Source organism: Streptomyces narbonensis (assembly GCF_014649015.1).
Taxonomy (GTDB): Bacteria; Actinomycetota; Actinomycetes; order Streptomycetales; family Streptomycetaceae; genus Streptomyces; species Streptomyces narbonensis.
Window position 1 is genome coordinate 222,554 of the sequence record NZ_BMSF01000007.1, and the last position, 14,627, is coordinate 237,180.

At 72.1% G+C, this 14,627-nt stretch carries 15 protein-coding genes; 3 read left to right on the forward strand and 12 right to left on the reverse strand.

The window, feature by feature from the left end; translation table 11 throughout:
* Positions 1 to 75: 75 nt before the first annotated feature.
* The 9 genes from IE124_RS15580 to IE124_RS15620 all read right to left on the reverse strand — a co-directional run bounded on the left by IE124_RS15580 (position 76) and on the right by IE124_RS15620 (position 9,198).
* Positions 76 to 1,488 carry a hypothetical protein gene (locus tag IE124_RS15580; RefSeq protein WP_189508352.1) on the reverse strand — a complete coding sequence of 471 codons (1,413 nt, stop codon included), beginning with the start codon at positions 1,486 to 1,488 and terminating at the stop codon, positions 76 to 78.
* Complete coding sequence (locus IE124_RS15585; protein ID WP_189508353.1) at positions 1,485 to 2,213, reverse strand: SigE family RNA polymerase sigma factor; 729 nt, start codon at positions 2,211 to 2,213, stop codon at positions 1,485 to 1,487. Before IE124_RS15585 ends, IE124_RS15580 begins: the two co-directional genes overlap by 4 nt.
* 264 nt (positions 2,214 to 2,477) lie before the next feature.
* Complete coding sequence (locus IE124_RS15590) at positions 2,478 to 3,545, reverse strand: aspartate-semialdehyde dehydrogenase (RefSeq protein WP_189508354.1); 1,068 nt, start codon at positions 3,543 to 3,545, stop codon at positions 2,478 to 2,480.
* Positions 3,542 to 4,813 (reverse strand): aspartate kinase, encoded by a 1,272-nt coding sequence (locus IE124_RS15595; RefSeq protein WP_189508355.1) that lies wholly within the window; start codon positions 4,811 to 4,813, stop codon positions 3,542 to 3,544. The genes IE124_RS15590 and IE124_RS15595 overlap by 4 nt, the downstream gene beginning before the upstream one ends.
* 115 nt (positions 4,814 to 4,928) lie before the next feature.
* Positions 4,929 to 6,827, reverse strand: a complete 1,899-nt coding sequence (locus IE124_RS15600) for a tetratricopeptide repeat protein (RefSeq protein ID WP_189508356.1) — start codon at positions 6,825 to 6,827, stop codon at positions 4,929 to 4,931.
* Positions 6,824 to 7,267 (reverse strand): hypothetical protein, encoded by a 444-nt coding sequence (locus IE124_RS15605; RefSeq protein WP_229832488.1) that lies wholly within the window; start codon positions 7,265 to 7,267, stop codon positions 6,824 to 6,826. Before IE124_RS15605 ends, IE124_RS15600 begins: the two co-directional genes overlap by 4 nt.
* 194 nt (positions 7,268 to 7,461) lie before the next feature.
* A complete protein-coding gene (locus IE124_RS15610) occupies positions 7,462 to 8,127 on the reverse strand; it encodes a DUF5063 domain-containing protein (protein WP_189508357.1) in 666 nt (221 codons plus the stop codon).
* A gap of 44 nt (positions 8,128 to 8,171) precedes the next feature.
* Positions 8,172 to 8,771, reverse strand: coding sequence for a recombination mediator RecR (recR, locus tag IE124_RS15615; protein ID WP_017240166.1), 600 nt, complete (start codon positions 8,769 to 8,771; stop codon positions 8,172 to 8,174).
* 91 nt (positions 8,772 to 8,862) lie between these two features.
* Positions 8,863 to 9,198 (reverse strand): YbaB/EbfC family nucleoid-associated protein, encoded by a 336-nt coding sequence (locus IE124_RS15620; RefSeq protein ID WP_189508358.1) that lies wholly within the window; start codon positions 9,196 to 9,198, stop codon positions 8,863 to 8,865.
* 270 nt (positions 9,199 to 9,468) lie between these two features.
* Here IE124_RS15620 and IE124_RS15625 point away from each other — a divergent pair, with 270 nt between their 5' ends.
* The gene (locus IE124_RS15625) at positions 9,469 to 10,194 is read left to right on the forward strand and encodes an SLATT domain-containing protein (RefSeq protein WP_229832509.1); all 726 of its coding nucleotides are present in this window, start codon (positions 9,469 to 9,471) and stop codon (positions 10,192 to 10,194) included.
* 206 nt (positions 10,195 to 10,400) lie between these two features.
* Here the strand turns inward: IE124_RS15625 and IE124_RS15630 are convergent, their stop codons facing one another.
* The 3 genes from IE124_RS15630 to IE124_RS15640 form a co-directional block, all read right to left on the reverse strand.
* Positions 10,401 to 11,051 (reverse strand): putative DNA-mimic protein, encoded by a 651-nt coding sequence (locus IE124_RS15630; protein WP_189508360.1) that lies wholly within the window; start codon positions 11,049 to 11,051, stop codon positions 10,401 to 10,403.
* 125 nt (positions 11,052 to 11,176) lie between these two features.
* A complete protein-coding gene (locus IE124_RS15635; protein ID WP_189508361.1) occupies positions 11,177 to 11,884 on the reverse strand; it encodes a GntR family transcriptional regulator in 708 nt (235 codons plus the stop codon).
* Between the two features lie 84 nt (positions 11,885 to 11,968).
* Positions 11,969 to 13,333 (reverse strand): aspartate aminotransferase family protein, encoded by a 1,365-nt coding sequence (locus tag IE124_RS15640; RefSeq protein ID WP_189508362.1) that lies wholly within the window; start codon positions 13,331 to 13,333, stop codon positions 11,969 to 11,971.
* Positions 13,334 to 13,499: 166 nt separating this feature from the next.
* Here IE124_RS15640 and IE124_RS15645 point away from each other — a divergent pair, with 166 nt between their 5' ends.
* Together IE124_RS15645 and IE124_RS15650 are read left to right on the forward strand one after the other, a co-directional pair.
* The gene (locus IE124_RS15645) at positions 13,500 to 14,105 is read left to right on the forward strand and encodes a DJ-1/PfpI family protein (protein ID WP_189508363.1); all 606 of its coding nucleotides are present in this window, start codon (positions 13,500 to 13,502) and stop codon (positions 14,103 to 14,105) included.
* Positions 14,106 to 14,115: 10 nt separating this feature from the next.
* Positions 14,116 to 14,589, forward strand: a complete 474-nt coding sequence (locus IE124_RS15650; protein ID WP_189508364.1) for a MarR family winged helix-turn-helix transcriptional regulator — start codon at positions 14,116 to 14,118, stop codon at positions 14,587 to 14,589.
* The last annotated feature ends 38 nt before the right edge of the window (positions 14,590 to 14,627 follow it).

Genomic DNA, 14,627 nt, shown 5'->3' on the forward strand with positions numbered 1-14,627 from the left:
ACGGAGAAGGGCCTGGAGGACCGGCAGACGGTCTCCAGGCCCTTCTCCGTGTCCGACGAGGGACGCCGGCTCCGCTCAGGTGCCGGCGAGGATGCCGGTGCGGTAGATCGTGCCCGCGCAGGCGTTGGGGACGGTCGCCACGGCGACGGGGCCGCCGGGCTCCGCCGTGTGGCTGACCGAGACGCTGCCGTCCGCCGGCACGCCGTCCGCCCGGAGCAGCTGCGGTGCGGCGCCGCCCTCCGCCTCCGTACCGGTTCCGGTGTCCGTGCCGGCCGTCCCCCCACCGGGGTCCTGGGTGACCGGTTCCGTCGTCGGGGGCGTCGTCGTCGGCGGAGGGGTCGTCGGCGGGACCGTCGGCGTCGGCTCGGTCGGGGTCGGCTGGGTCGTCGGCGCGGTCGGGGTCGGCTCCGTCGTCGGGGTGCCCCCGGTCATCGGGCAGGTCTCGCTCGGCAGCCAGGCGAACCGCACCTCGTAGGAGCCGCTGGGCTTCAGGAGGAGCACGGTGGCCTCCTGCGCGGGATCGGGCAGTCCACTGCCGTCCCCTGCGGTGTGCCGGACGACCGAGATCCGGGCCGGGTCGGCAGCGCCCCTGGCCTCGAAGCTGACGATGCCGCTGCCGTCGACGACGCAGCTCTCCCCGGAGACGTTGGCGACGCGGAACGTGCCGTACACGCTCCCCGACCCGTCGGGGCCGCTCGTCTGGGTCGAACTGACTCCGAGCTGACCGGGCTCGCACTGCGGCGCGTCGCCGGGCAGCGGGTTCAGCGTGGCCTGCGGCCCCTGGGTGCTCGTACCGCTCCCGGGCTGCTGCGGCTTGCCCGTGGCCCCGTCGACCGTGCCCTGGCTGGGGGACACCTGTGACGCCGGGGACTGGGAGGTCTTCCCGCCCTCGATGCCCGTCTCGGCTCCGGTGCCGCCCTGGGCCTCCTGGCCGTGACCGGCGTTCACGGGGTTGGCGGCGGTGACCCCGCCCGAGTTCGCGACGTGGACGAAGGCCGGGACGGCCGTTCCGATGAGGACGGCGGCCGCGGCGGCGCCGACGACGGCCTGCCGCTTGCGGGCCCGCCGCGCGGGAACGGCCCGGCGCAGGTGGTCCAGCGAGCCGGCGGTGGGCTCCAGGCCCGCGACCGCGCCGTGGAGCAGACGCCGCAGCGCGAGCTCGTCATCGAGACCGCCGTCGGAATCCGCGTCCGCCCGTGGGCCGGGCTTCCCGCCGAACGCCGCGCCGAACGCCGCGCCCAACTCCGCGCCGAACTCCGCATCGGGCTCCGGATCAGACTCGGAACCGCGCTCGATGTTCAGCATCCGTCGTCCACTCAGATCGTCACGTTCATCACGGGCGGCACGCGCGGCGGCACTGCCGTCACACTCGCCGTCGCGCTCGCCGGCACGGCCGTCGCGCTCACCGGCACGCTCACCGTCACACTCGCCGTCACGCTCGCCGTCGCGCTCGTCACGGGGCTCGTCCTTCTCGTGTTCGTGGCTCATGCGTTCGCCTCCATCGCGACGCGAAGCGCCGCGATGCCCCGCGAACCGTACGCCTTCACCGATCCCAGCGATATCCCGAGCGTCTCGGCGACCTGGGCCTCCGTCATGTCGGCGAAGTACCGCAGCACGAGCACCTCGCGCTGACGCCGCTGCAGGCCCTTCATCGCCTTGATGAGGTCGTCACGCTCCAGCTGGTCGTACGCCCCCTCCTCCGCGCTGGCCATGTCCGGCATCGGCTTGGACAGCAGCTTGAGGCCGAGGATGCGGCGGCGCAGCGCGGACCGGGAGAGGTTCACGACGGTCTGGCGAAGGTAGGCGAGCGTCTTCTCGGGCTCGCGGACGCGCTTGCGGGCCGAGTGGACGCGGATGAACGCCTCCTGGACGACGTCCTCGCAGGAGGCCGTGTCGTCGAGGAGGAGCGCCGCGAGGCCGAGCAGCGACCGGTAGTGGGCACGGTAGGTCTCGGTCAGGTGGTCGACGGTGGTGCCGGCGGCCATGTCCCCTTCAGCGCTCGTGCGGGGGGACGGGATGCCGTCCGCCGCTCTCATGCGGGATCCCGTGGGCACGGGGGCGATCACCGGCATCCCGCCGAGCCCGCGCGGACGTCCGAACGGACGGACCGCGGAGCCGCGTACGGGGATGACGGCGGCGCTCCGCACGGGGAGCACCCCGGTGCCCGCGCCGCGCAGCGGAGCGATGGTCGCGATGTCGAGTACCTCTGCCACGCCTGTTGGACACGCCTCCCCCCGCCAGGGTTGTACGCGTTCGCCACCGAAATCGACGGTGACCCGTTTGTCCTCATGCGTAACCGTTCTCCCCCGATGCCCCGCTTTCGCAGCGTGCTCCGCGCCACACGATGGTGAGTGAACGCAGAGACGCGCCCCGCACAACTCGTGGTTGCAACACGGCGGAACAGCATCGTCGAACACGGAATCACCGCAGTTCAAGAGGTATCTGACGCCTTTTTGCTCACAGCGCCTTCACAGATCCTACAAATCCGTGACAACCGATTCCGCGATCTGCAGTGCATTGAGCGCCGCGCCCTTGCGGAGGTTGTCGGCGCAGACGAAGAAGTCGAGGGCGCGCTCGTCGTCCATCGACCGCCGCACCCGTCCGACCCACGCGGGATCGGTGCCGACGACGTCGGCCGGGGTGGGGAAGTCGCCCGCCGCGGGATCGTCGTACAGCACGACCCCCGGAGAGGTCGCCAGGACCTCGTGCGCGCGCCCGACCGTGACGGGGTGTTCGAAACGCGCGTGGACGGACACGGAGTGGCCGCTCACGACGGGAACGCGCAGACAGGTCGCGGCGATCCGCAGCCCGGGCAGCCCGAGGATCCTGCGGGTCTCGTCCCGGACGCGCTCCTCCTCCGAGGAGGCGCCGTCCTCGCCGGCCGTGCCCGACCAGGGCAGGACGTTGAGCGCGAGGGGCCCGGGGAAGGGGCCGGTGTCCTCGCCGACGGCCCGGCGGACGTCACCGGGCTGCGTGCCCAGCTCGGCGTCACCGGCCACCAGGCCGAGCTGCGCGCGGAGCGCGTCGGCGCCCGGCTGCCCGGCACCGGCGCCGCTCGCCGCCTGCTGGGCGGTGACGACCAGTTCGGCGACCCCGAACTCGGCGTGCAGGGCGCCCACGGCGGCGATCAGCGCGAGCGTGGTGCAGCCGGGGCTCGCGACGATGCCCCGGGGGCGTACGCGCGCCGCGTGCGCGTTGACCTCGGGGACGACGAGCGGCACGTCCGGGTCGCCCCGGAAGGCCGCGGAGGTGTCCACGACGACCGCGCCCTTGGCGACGGCGACGGGCGCCCACCGGGCGGCCACCTCCTCGGGCACGAGGAAGAGCGCCAGGTCGACGCCGTCCAGGGACTCCTCGGAGTCCTCGTCGAGCGCGAGGACCTCGCACTCCACCCCGCGGACGGCGGCCTTGGAGCCGGCCGCCCCCGGGGTGTCGAGCAGGCGTATCTCGCCCCAGACGTCCGCGTGGTGCGTGAGCATCTGGAGCATCACCGAGCCGACGGCTCCGGTCGCACCGACGACCGCGAGCGTCGGCTTCGGCGTCATCGGCCGGTGCCTCCATAGACGACGGCCTCGTCCGAGTCGCTGTCCAGACCGAAGGCGGTGTGGACGGCGCGCACGGCCTCGTTGACGTCGTCGGCGCGGGTGACGACCGAGATGCGGATCTCGGAGGTCGAGATGAGCTCGATGTTCACGCCCGCGTCGGAGAGCGCCTTGAAGAAGTCCGCGGTGACGCCCGGGTTCGTCTTCATACCGGCGCCGACCAGGGAGATCTTGCCGATCTGGTCGTCGTAGCGGAGCGAGTCGAAGCCGATCGCGCTCTTCGCCTTCTCCAGCTCGTCGATGGCCTTGCGGCCCTCGGCCTTCGGGAGGGTGAAGGAGATGTCCGTGAGGCCGGTGGAGGCGGCGGACACGTTCTGCACGATCATGTCGATGTTGATCTCGGCGTCCGCGACGGCGCGGAAGATGGCCGCGGCCTCACCCGGCTTGTCCGGCACGCCGACAACGGTGATCTTCGCCTCGGAGGTGTCGTGGGCGACACCCGAGATGATGGCCTGCTCCACCTTCTGGGCTCCTTGCGGTTCGTTGCTGACCCACGTGCCCTGCAGTCCCGAGAAGGACGAGCGGACGTGGATCGGGATGTTGTAGCGGCGCGCGTACTCGACGCACCGGTGCAGCAGCACCTTGGAGCCGGAGGCGGCAAGCTCCAGCATGTCCTCGAAGGAGATCCAGTCGATCTTCTTCGCCTTCTTCACGACGCGCGGGTCGGCCGTGAAGACACCGTCGACGTCGGTGTAGATCTCGCAGACCTCGGCGTCGAGCGCGGCGGCGAGCGCCACGGCGGTCGTGTCGGAGCCGCCACGGCCCAGGGTGGTGATGTCCTTCTTGTCCTGGGACACACCCTGGAAGCCGGCGACGATGGCGATGTTGCCCTCGTCGAGGGCGGTACGGATCCGGCCCGGCGTGACATCGATGATGCGCGCTTTGTTGTGGACCGAGTCGGTGATGACACCTGCCTGGCTGCCCGTGAACGACTGGGCCTCGTGGCCCAGGTTTTTGATCGCCATGGCCAGCAGGGCCATGGAGATCCGCTCTCCGGCGGTCAGCAGCATGTCGAACTCACGCCCGGCAGGGATCGGGGATACCTGCTCGGCGAGATCGATCAGCTCGTCCGTCGTGTCGCCCATCGCGGAAACCACGACGACGACCTGATGGCCGTCCTTCTTGGTGTCCACGATCCGCTTGGCGACGCGCTTGATGCCTTCGGCATCGGCAACGGAGGAGCCTCCGTACTTCTGCACGACAAGGCCCACGTGCGCTCCTCGCTCAGTGTGTGCCGCAGCCGGCGCTGCGATCGGCTCAGTCTAACGAGGGACCGAAAAACGCCAGCGTGATATCGCATGGTGAGATGCGGTGATCGAGGAGTGATCACACCGGCAGCTCCGCGAGGGCGTCCGCCACGAGGGCCGTGTGCGGGTGGTGCTCACCGAGGACACGTACGCAGACGGGCAGCAGCTCCTCGTAGTCGGCCCGGGCCCGGTCGACCGCCCCGGCGCTCGCGTACAGGCCGGCCAGGTTGATCCGGGCGTTCAGGGTCTCCAGGTGTTCCTCGCCGAGGAGCGTCCGCAGCTCGCCCAGCGCGTACACGCACACTCCGACGGCCTCGCGGATCCGGTGCGCGGCCTGGTACATCCCGGCGAGTTCGGCGAAGGCCACGAGTGTCTCCCGGCACCTCACGCCCAGCACACGGACCAGGTCCGGGAGCACTCCCGCCGTAAGGGCGATCGCCTCTTCCGTGCGCCCGGCACGCAGCTGGGACTGCGCGAGACTGACCCGCATCAGGAGCGTGTCCCTGTGGTCGGCCCCGAGCACCTCGGTCAGCCTCCGCACCAGCTCGACCGACCTCTCGACCGCCTCCTCCGGGCGCCCCGTCGAGGCAAGGCTCTCGGCCACCGCGCCGCGCATCGCGAGGGTGAACGGATCATCCCGGCCCAGCAGCCGCTCGGCGCTGATCGCCGCCCGCTCGTGCACATGGACCGCCACCTCGGGCAAGCCGTTGAACGACAGATACGCACCCGCCGCGACCAGCGGCGGGAGCAGCTGCTTGCCGTCCTGCCCCGGATCCGCGCACCGCAGGTACGCCTCCACGTGCGGCATCAGCCCCCGCCATGTCTCCCAGTGGGCCGGATCCTCGGTGTCCAGCGGTACGGCGCGTGAGAGCGCCGTCTCCGCGACCAGCCGGGCCCGCGCGATCAGGCCCGGCTCCCGGTGCGGGTCCTCGGGATCCGGGCGCCGGGCGACCGCCTGCACCAGTCTGTGCACCGACACCGAGCCGTCCTCGTGGAGCGTGACCATGCTGTGCGCGGCCAGCTCCCCGAGCGCCCGGCGCACGTCGGGGTCGGGCGGCAGGAGGAGCGTGGGTATCCGGTCCGGCGCGAACCAGGCGAGCAGCCGCAGGACCGCTCCCGCGTACGGGTCGGAGGCGGCGAGCCGGTCGAGCGTGACGCGCAGGGTCCGGGCGACGGCGTCCTCGGCGTTCCCCGGCCAGCCGCTGCGGTCCAGCTCCATCAGATACGCGAGCGGGGGCGAGGCCGTGCGGCCGCAGTACGCGGCGGCGATCTCGACGGCCAGTGGCAGCCCCCCGAGGGCGGCGCACAGGACATCGGCGCCGGTGGTGTCGCGGGGGCCCGCGTGCGTGGCGACCCGGGTGAACAGCTCGACGGCGTCGGCGGCCGGCAGGACGGGCAGGGTGAGGACCCGCCCGATCCCGTACCAGGCGTCCGTCGTCCGGCTCGTGACGACGATCCGCCCCCGGCCGCCGCTCCGGGCCAACAGGCCCTCCACATCGGCCGGATCGGTGACGTTGTCGAGGACGAGCAGCCACCCGTCGTGCGCCGACAGCCACTGCAACGCCCGCTCGCGCAGGGCCTCCTGCGGGAGTACGTCGACCAGCGCGGGCTGCATCGCGACGGCGAGGGACGCGAGCCCGGCGTCCACGTCGGCCCGGCTCTCGGCTGTGATCCACCAGACGGGGTTGCGGTGTGCCGCCTGCCGGACGGCCCAGCGGGCGGCGAGCGAGGACTTGCCCACCCCGCCGAGGCCGCAGATCACGACGGTCCCGCCCTCCCGGTCGAGAAGGCCGCCCTCCTCGCCGCGCCCCACGAAGTGGGCCGCTTTACGGGGCACGTTGACGAGTCCGGCCGGGCAGACCACCGGCCCGAGGACCCCGGGCGGCAGCACCGTCACCCGGTCCCCGGTGTGCACCCATCCGATGTCCCCGCCGGCCGCGACGGACCGCTCCCCCGACGCGGAGACGCCCTCGCTCACGCGCCGCCGGTCGATACGGAACCGATGTCACCGCCCGCCGCGACGGACCGGTCACCGGATGCGGTGACGGAACCGGGGGCGGGCCGCGCGGGTGCGGCGGGGGCCGGGGGCGCCGCCGGGGCGGGCGCCGGAGCCGTACCGCTACCGCCCTGCGCCACGGACCCGATGTTCCCGCCGGCGGCAACGGAGCCGACGCCGGAGGCGGTCACGACCGGTGCGGCCGGATGAACCGGAGCGGGCGAGCCAACGCGCCCGAACTGGGCCCAGAGGGAGAGCCCCAGACCGACGGCCGCCAGTACCGCGCCTACGACGCTGGCGAGTTGGTCGGCCTTCCCGAGGTCGGCGACGGCGACGGCGACCAGCGCGCCGATCCCGACGACACCGACGCCCGCGCCGCTCCGCAGCACTGCCTTCGACCGACCGCGTGTCTGCGTTGCCATGTGCTCATGATGGCAGCGCGGCGGCCGTCTGACGGGATTACGCCGGCATCTCCCTTACCATTCGCGTCAGTTCGGACTCCCCGAGGATTCCGATCGTCCCGCCGGCCGCCACGGGACCGGTCGCCGGACGCTGCGGCACCGCCCACTCCCCCAGTCATCGGCCCATGATGACAGGGGGCGGTGGGAGCGGTCCGCTACTTCTTCGCCTTTGCCCGCAGGCCCAGCGGCGCCGCGATCTCCTCCAGCATCACGCGGCCCGCCGCCTCCGCGAGGTCGTCCTCCGTCAGGTCCTCGTCCGTGTCGAGGCCGTCCAGCTCGGCCAGCGGCTGGTCGAGGCGGACGTGCGCGACCAGGGACTGGAGGGCGCGGAGGGTCGCCGAGGCGGTGGGGCCCCAGTTGGAGAAGTACGAGAACTGCCACCACCACAGCGCCTCGCTGGTGCGGCCCGCCCGGTAGTGGGCGAGGCCGTGCCGGAGGTCGGTGACGATGTCGGCGATGTTGTCGGAGATCCGCGCCGGCACCGGAGCCTTGCGCGGCTCGTACGGGTCGAAGACCTCGGAGAAGACGTCGACCGGGTCCAGCATGACCGCGAACCGCTCGCGGAGGTCGTCCACGTCCGGCTCCGGGCCCGTGTCCGGCTCGTACCGCTCATCGGGGACGATGTCCTCGTGCGCGCCGAGCCGGCCGCCCGCGAGCAGCAGCTGCGAGATCTCCAGGAGCATGAACGGGACCGCACTGTCGGGCTCGTCGCCCTTCGCGACCTCCGTGGTCGCGACGATGAAGCTCTCGATCGAGTCGGCGATCTGGACCGCGAAGTCGTCGGGGTCCTGCGTGACGGAGTGAAGCGTGGCGTCAGACATCGAGAAGCCTTCCTCGGGGCGCACCTGCGTGGGCTCGGTCCTCGTCATACATCTAGCAGTCGCCGCCCCTCGAAGGCACGGCCGAGGGTCACCTCGTCGGCGTACTCCAGGTCGCCGCCGACCGGGAGCCCGCTCGCGAGACGGGTCACCTTCAGCCCCATGGGCTTGATCATCCGCGCCAGGTACGTCGCGGTGGCCTCGCCCTCCAGGTTCGGGTCGGTGGCGAGGATCAGCTCGGTGACCGCGCCGTCCGCGAGCCGTGCGAGGAGCTCCCGGATGCGCAGGTCGTCCGGGCCGACGCCCTCGATCGGGCTGATCGCGCCGCCGAGGACGTGGTACCGCCCCCGGAACTCGCGCGTCCGCTCGATCGCCACGACGTCCTTCGGCTCCTCGACCACGCAGATGACCGTCAGGTCGCGCCGCGGATCCCGGCAGATGTTGCACTGCTCCTGCTGTGCCACGTTGCCGCAGACCGCGCAGAACCTGACCTTCTCCTTGACCTCCAGGAGCGCGTGCGCGAGCCGCCGTACATCCGTGGGCTCCGCCTGGAGGATGTGGAAGGCGATCCGCTGCGCGCTCTTGGGACCGACGCCGGGCAGCCTGCCCAGTTCGTCGATGAGGTCCTGAACCACGCCTTCGTACAACGGAACGCCCTTCTCGGGGGTGCTTGATTCTTACGGTAGTGGCTGGAAGTGCACCTTTGAAGGTGTACGGGGATACGGGTGGGGACCCGGGTCAGAAGCCCAGGCCGGGCATGCCGCCCATGCCCTGCGCCAGCGGGCCCAGCTTCGCCTGCTGGAGCTGCTCCGCGTTCTCGTTCGCCGCGTGCACGGCGGCCACGATCAGGTCGGCCAGCGTCTCCGTGTCCTCCGGGTCGACCGCCTTCGGGTCGATCACCAGGGCGCGCAGCTCGCCGGAGCCGGTGACGGTCGCCTTGACCAGGCCACCGCCCGCCTGACCCTCGACCTCGGTCGCGGCCAGTTCCCCCTGGGCACGGGCGAGGTCCTGCTGCATCTTCTGGGCCTGCTGGAGAAGCTGCTGCATATTGGGCTGGCCACCACCGGGAATCACGGGCACTCCTGAGGTTCGTTACGTCCGAATGTCGGGTACGCCCGAGCCTACGTGTTCGCCGCCCGCCCTGCCTCCATCACTCTTTCGGGTGAGAAACTGCGGGCTTCTCTACCTGATCAACACCCTCTTGCGGGCGGAAATCCCGGGATTCCGGGCCCATCGCCCACCATTCGGCGGTAGGAAGGGCAGGCACCACGTGCACCGCACGTCACAGAAGGACACGCGCGCTGAGCTGAACAGAGGAGTCCCCCGGTGAGCCAGCAGCCGGATATGCAGCCACCGGGTCACTCCGGGGAGAACCGGGAAGACACGGAGCGGCCGGACCGCGATCTCACCGGCACGCCCTTCCCGCTGGGCGACTGGGGCGAGCCCGCCGAGCGGCTCGACGAGCTCTACCGCTGGGTCGAGTCCAATGCCCTGCGCACGGCGGAGTGGTATCTCTCCGACCGCGTGTGGAAGCGCCGTGGCGCCCGGATCCTGCGGCTCGGCACCGCCGCCGGCGTGATCGCGGGCGCCGCGCTGCCGCTGCTCGACCTGACAGGGGCGGCCGAGGGTGCGGCCGGCTGGGGCTATCTGTCGCTGCTGATCGGCGCGGCCTGCCTGGCCTGCGACCGCTACTTCGGCCTGACGTCCGGCTGGATAAGGGACGTGGCGACCGCACAGGCCGTGCAGCGCCGTCTCCAGGCCCTGCAGTTCGACTGGGCCTCGGAGAGCGTCCGCGAGGTCCTGGGCCCCACGGAGGGCACGGCGAGCGAGGCCGCCGAGCGATGTCTCGGCGTACTGCGCCGCTTCTCGGAGGACGTGACCGAGCTGGTACGGGCGGAGACCGCGGACTGGATGGTCGAGTTCCGCTCGGGCCCGGCGCCGCTGATGCTCCAGTCGGTGGGCGTGGTGCCCGCGCGCGCGGAGAACTTCACCCACCCGTCGAGCCGCTTCCCGCTGCCGCCGGGCACCCGCCCGAACATGCCGCGCCAGCGGCCCCCGGAGGCCCGCTGAGCCTTCCGGAGGCCCGCTGTGCCCGGAGGGGGACCCGCCGGCCTCGGGAGTCCGCTGATACCTCCGGAGGGCCCGCTGGACCTCCGGAGGGCCCGCTGGACCTCCGGGAGGGACCTTCAGGGACCCCTCGGGGCCGCGAACGGCTCCAGGGGCTGTCGGGCCCCCGAAGCGCCGAGGAAGGCCCGGGCCGATCCTCGGCCCGATCCTCAGCTCAGGATGATCATCGAGCCCTGTGCGAGGCTCCTGGTCGCCGCCGCGTGCAGTCCCAGCCACACGTGACGCTCCCGCGCGAAGGGGCTGTCGTCGTACGGGATCGGGTCGGCCGGCTCCTCCAGGGAGGTCGGTCGCTCCGGCGGCACCGGAAGCGCCGGCGGGTTCATCGGGTCGATGCCGATCGAGGGCGCCACGAACTCGAGCTCGCGGAGGAGCCCGTACGAGGAGCCGAGCGGGCCGCCGCCTTCCAGGAGCTCGTCGCTGGAGAGCGGCGCCGGGAAGTCGACGGGCACGTACGAACCCGCGTGGTCGTAGTGCCAGACCAGGTGCGACTGCTGGGCTGTCGCCTCGAACATCTCCAGGAGCTGTTCGTAGTCCCCGCCGAGCTCGCCGACCGGCTCGACCGGCAGCCCGCACACCTGGAGCAGGTAGGCGCGACGCAGGAAGTGCAGGGCCTCGTAGTCGAAGCCCGCGATCGGGGCGACGTCGCCGGAGAGCCCCGGCATGTAGGCGTAGACGGGCACGGTGGGCAGGCCGGACGCGCTCAGCACGGCGTCGTAGGCCGCTATCTCTTCGGCGAAGGGGTTGTCGGGGCTGTGGCACAGCAGGTCGACAAGGGGGACCAGCCACAGGTCACAGGCCAAGGGAGGCTCGCTCTCCGTCGGTTGCAGGGACGGCCAGGGTAGTCGGCGGCGCCGGCCACGCCCACCCGCTCAGGAACTGCCCCCGGATCAGCCGCCTCAACCCGGCCGCCACCCGGAGGTTCCCCTCAACGCGCGCGGTTCTCCAGGCGGTCGGCCCACTCCAGGGAGTGCGTGTTGTAGTCCCGTACGACCGCGACGGCCGCCTCCGCGTCGCCGCGCGTGACCGCGTCCACCAGGTCGACGTGTCCGCTCCACAGCCAGCCGTTCATGTCCCGCTCGGAGCGCAGGTAGGGCACGGAGAAGACCCATGCCTGGACGCGGAGCCGGTGCAGGAACTCGGCGATGTAGTCGTTGGCGGCGACCAGGCGGGCCAGTTCGCGCCAGTAGCGGATGTCGTAGCCGATGAGGACGTCCAGGTCGCCGGCGCGGGCGGCGCGGGCCGCGGCCTCGCCCCGGCGGCGTACGGAGACGAGCGCGACGCCGACCCCGAGGTCGGGTTCCGTGGCAGCGGAACGGGGCGGCACCATGGCCGCGTCGCGGCGGAAGATGCCGTCGACGACGAGCATCCGGGCCTCGACCATCCGCCGGTAGTCGTCGACCGAGTACTGGTGGACGCGGAAGCCGCGGTGCTGGTCGGAGTCGAGGAGCCCCTGTGCGCAGAGGTCGACGAGGGCCTCCCGCACGGGCGTCGCGGACACTCCGTACTGCTCGGCGATCTGCTTGACCGTGAACTCCTGGCCCGGCTGGAGACGGCCTGCGAGCACCTCGTCACGCAGCGCGTCCGCGATCTGCTGCCGCAGGGTGTTGCGGGTGACAGCTCCGCTCGCGGGCATGTGGTCGGCCCCCTCCGTCCGGCTTCGGACACCCTAGTCCAAACGGAGGGAACCTCCCCGAATCACCTGTAGGCGACGATTCGATTACGCGGTGTACTCGTCGGCCACCGACAGCGCGGCGTCAAGGGCCGCCAGGCCCTCCTTGACCTCGGCCTCGGAGGCGTTGCAGGCGGGGACGGCGTGCGTGCGGTTCATGTTGATGAAGGGCCACAGGCCGTTCTTCTTCGCCGCGGCGCCCAGGGCGGCCATCGGCGCGGCGGCCTCGCCGGCGGCGTTGTACGGGACGAGCGGCTCGCGCGTCTCGCGGTTCCTGACGAGCTCCAGCGCCCAGAAGACGCCCATGCCGCGGACCTCGCCGACGGACGGGTGGCGCTCGGCGAGCTCGCGCAGGCCGGGCCCGAGGACGTTCTCGCCGAGGTGGGCGGCGTGCTCGACGACCTTCTCGTCCTCCATCACCTGGATGGTGGCGACGGCGGCGGCGCAGGCCAGCGGGTGACCGGAGTAGGTCAGGCCGCCGGGGTAGGGCCGCTTGTCGAAGGTCGCGGCGATCTCGGCGTTGATGGCGACGCCGCCGAGCGGCACGTAACCGGAGTTCACGCCCTTCGCGAAGGTCATCAGGTCGGGCACGACGTCGAAGTGCTCGGCGGCGAACCACTTGCCCGTGCGGCCGAAGCCGGCCATGACCTCGTCGAGGACGAAGACGATGCCGTACTTGTCGCAGATCGCGCGGACGCCGGCGAGGTAGCCGGGCGGCGGGGTCATGATGCCGGCGGTGCCGGGCACGGTCTCCAGGATGATCGCGGCGATCGTCGCCGGACCCTCGAAGGCGATCGTGTCCTCCAGGTGCGCGAGGGCGCGCTCGCACTCCTGCTGCTCGGTCTCGGAGTAGAACGGCGAGCGGTAGAGGAAGGGCGCCCAGAAGCGGACGACGCCGGCGGAGCCGGTGTCCGAGGCCCAGCGGCGCGGGTCGCCGGTGAGGTTGATCGCGGTGGAGGTGGCGCCGTGGTACGAGCGGAAGGCGGAGAGCACCTTGTGGCGGCCCGTGTGCAGACGGGCCATCCGGACGGCGTTCTCGACGGCCTCGGCGCCGCCGTTGGTGAAGAAGATCTTGTCCAGGTCGCCCGGGGTGCGCTCGGCGATGAGGCGTGCGGCCTCGGAGCGGACGTCCACGGCGAAGGCGGGCGCGAAGGTCGCGAGCTTGCCGGCCTGCTCCTGGATCGCGGCGACGACCTTGGGGTGCTGGTAGCCGATGTTCGTGTAGACGAGACCGCTGGTGAAGTCGAGGTAGCGGTTTCCGTCGTAGTCCCAGAAGTACGAGCCCTCGGCGCCGGCGACGGCGAGCGGGTCGATCAGACCCTGGGCGGACCAGGAGTGGAAGACGTGCGCGCGGTCGGCGGCCTTGACGGCCGCGCCGGCCTGGGGATCGGGTGCGGCGACATGAGGGGTCATACGGTCGAGGGTAAGGAATCGCAGGTGGGGCGGGCCATGACCATCTTGTCCACCGAGACCGGGCCGGACGCGACACCTTGCTCCGTCCCGATTCGCGCGCGGGCGGAGCCTCGGAGGAAGCCACATCCTCATTGACAGCAAGCTGTCATCATGACAGTCTTCTGTCATGGGAATCGAGAGTGCCACCACGACCGTCCACCTCGCCGTCTACGACACCCTCGCCGACTGGGAGACGGGCCACGCCACGGCCTGGCTCGCCCGCGCCGGGTTCACCGTCCGGACCGTCGGCGCGGTCGCCGGAGAGCCCGTCACGACGATCGCCGGCATCCGGATCGTCCCCGACCTCGCGCTCGACGACCTCCGCCCCGAGGACAGCGCCCTGCTGATCCTTCCGGGCGCCGAGAAGTACGACGAGGGCGACGAGCTCGCCCCCTTCACGGCCAAGGCCCGGACCTTCCTCGACGCCGGCGTGCCGGTCGCCGCGATCTGCGGCGCCACGGCGGGCCTGGCGAAGGAGGGCCTGCTCGACGACCGCGCGCACACCAGCGCCGTCTCCTTCTACCTCGCCGCCACGGGCTACAAGGGCGGTGAGCACTACGTCGACGCGGACGCGGTGACGGCCGGGGACCTGATCACCGCGGGCCCGACGGAGCCGGTCGCGTTCGCACGGGAGATCTTCGCCCGGCTGGGCGCGTACGAGGGCAAGCGCGACGCCTGGTTCCGCCTCTTCCACGACTCGGACCCGGCGGCCTTCGTCGAGCTGAACTCCTGAGGCGGCCCGCATGAGCCACGAAGCCGTGAGCCGCCGGGAGCAGCAGGACGCCCTGTCCCGTACGGCCCTGGGCGTCTTCCGCCTCAACGGGCAGTTCCTCGCCCTCTCGGAGAAGCTGGCCGAACCGGCCGGCCTGACCGCCGCCTGGTGGCAGGTCCTCGGCGCCGTCCTCCCCGAGCCGCTGCCGGTCGCCGGGATCGCCCGCGTCATGGGCATCACCCGGCAGAGCGTCCAGCGGATCGCGGACCTGCTCGTCCGCGAGGGCCTCGCGGCCTACGAGCCGAACCCGGCCCACCGGCGCGCCAAGCTCCTCGCGCCCACGGCGGCGGGCCGGGCGGCGATCGACCGCATCGACCCGGGGCACGCGGAGCTGGCGGCCCTGCTCGTGCGGGAGCTCGGCGGCCAGGAGGCCTTCGACGAGACCGTACGGGTGCTGGAGCGGCTCTCAGGAGCACTTGAGGCCGTCGAAGCGGATCACCCGTAGGCGACCCGCCGCGGGGAGACGCACTCCGCGGCGGAGAC

Bases quoted from the DNA above. Each gene is read 5' to 3' on its own strand.
- IE124_RS15635 (WP_189508361.1), bottom strand. From the start codon at position 11,884: ATGCCCGCGAGCGGAGCTGTCACCCGCAACACCCTGCGGCAGCAGATC.
- IE124_RS15650 (WP_189508364.1), top strand. From the start codon at position 14,116: ATGAGCCACGAAGCCGTGAGCCGCCGGGAGCAGCAGGACGCCCTGTCC.
- IE124_RS15590 (WP_189508354.1), bottom strand. From the start codon at position 3,545: ATGACGCCGAAGCCGACGCTCGCGGTCGTCGGTGCGACCGGAGCCGTC.
- IE124_RS15610 (WP_189508357.1), bottom strand. From the start codon at position 8,127: ATGTCTGACGCCACGCTTCACTCCGTCACGCAGGACCCCGACGACTTC.
- IE124_RS15640 (WP_189508362.1), bottom strand. From the start codon at position 13,333: ATGACCCCTCATGTCGCCGCACCCGATCCCCAGGCCGGCGCGGCCGTC.
- IE124_RS15605 (WP_229832488.1), bottom strand. From the start codon at position 7,267: ATGGCAACGCAGACACGCGGTCGGTCGAAGGCAGTGCTGCGGAGCGGC.
- IE124_RS15580 (WP_189508352.1), bottom strand. From the start codon at position 1,488: ATGAGCCACGAACACGAGAAGGACGAGCCCCGTGACGAGCGCGACGGC.
- IE124_RS15645 (WP_189508363.1), top strand. From the start codon at position 13,500: ATGGGAATCGAGAGTGCCACCACGACCGTCCACCTCGCCGTCTACGAC.
- IE124_RS15625 (WP_229832509.1), top strand. From the start codon at position 9,469: ATGCAGCCACCGGGTCACTCCGGGGAGAACCGGGAAGACACGGAGCGG.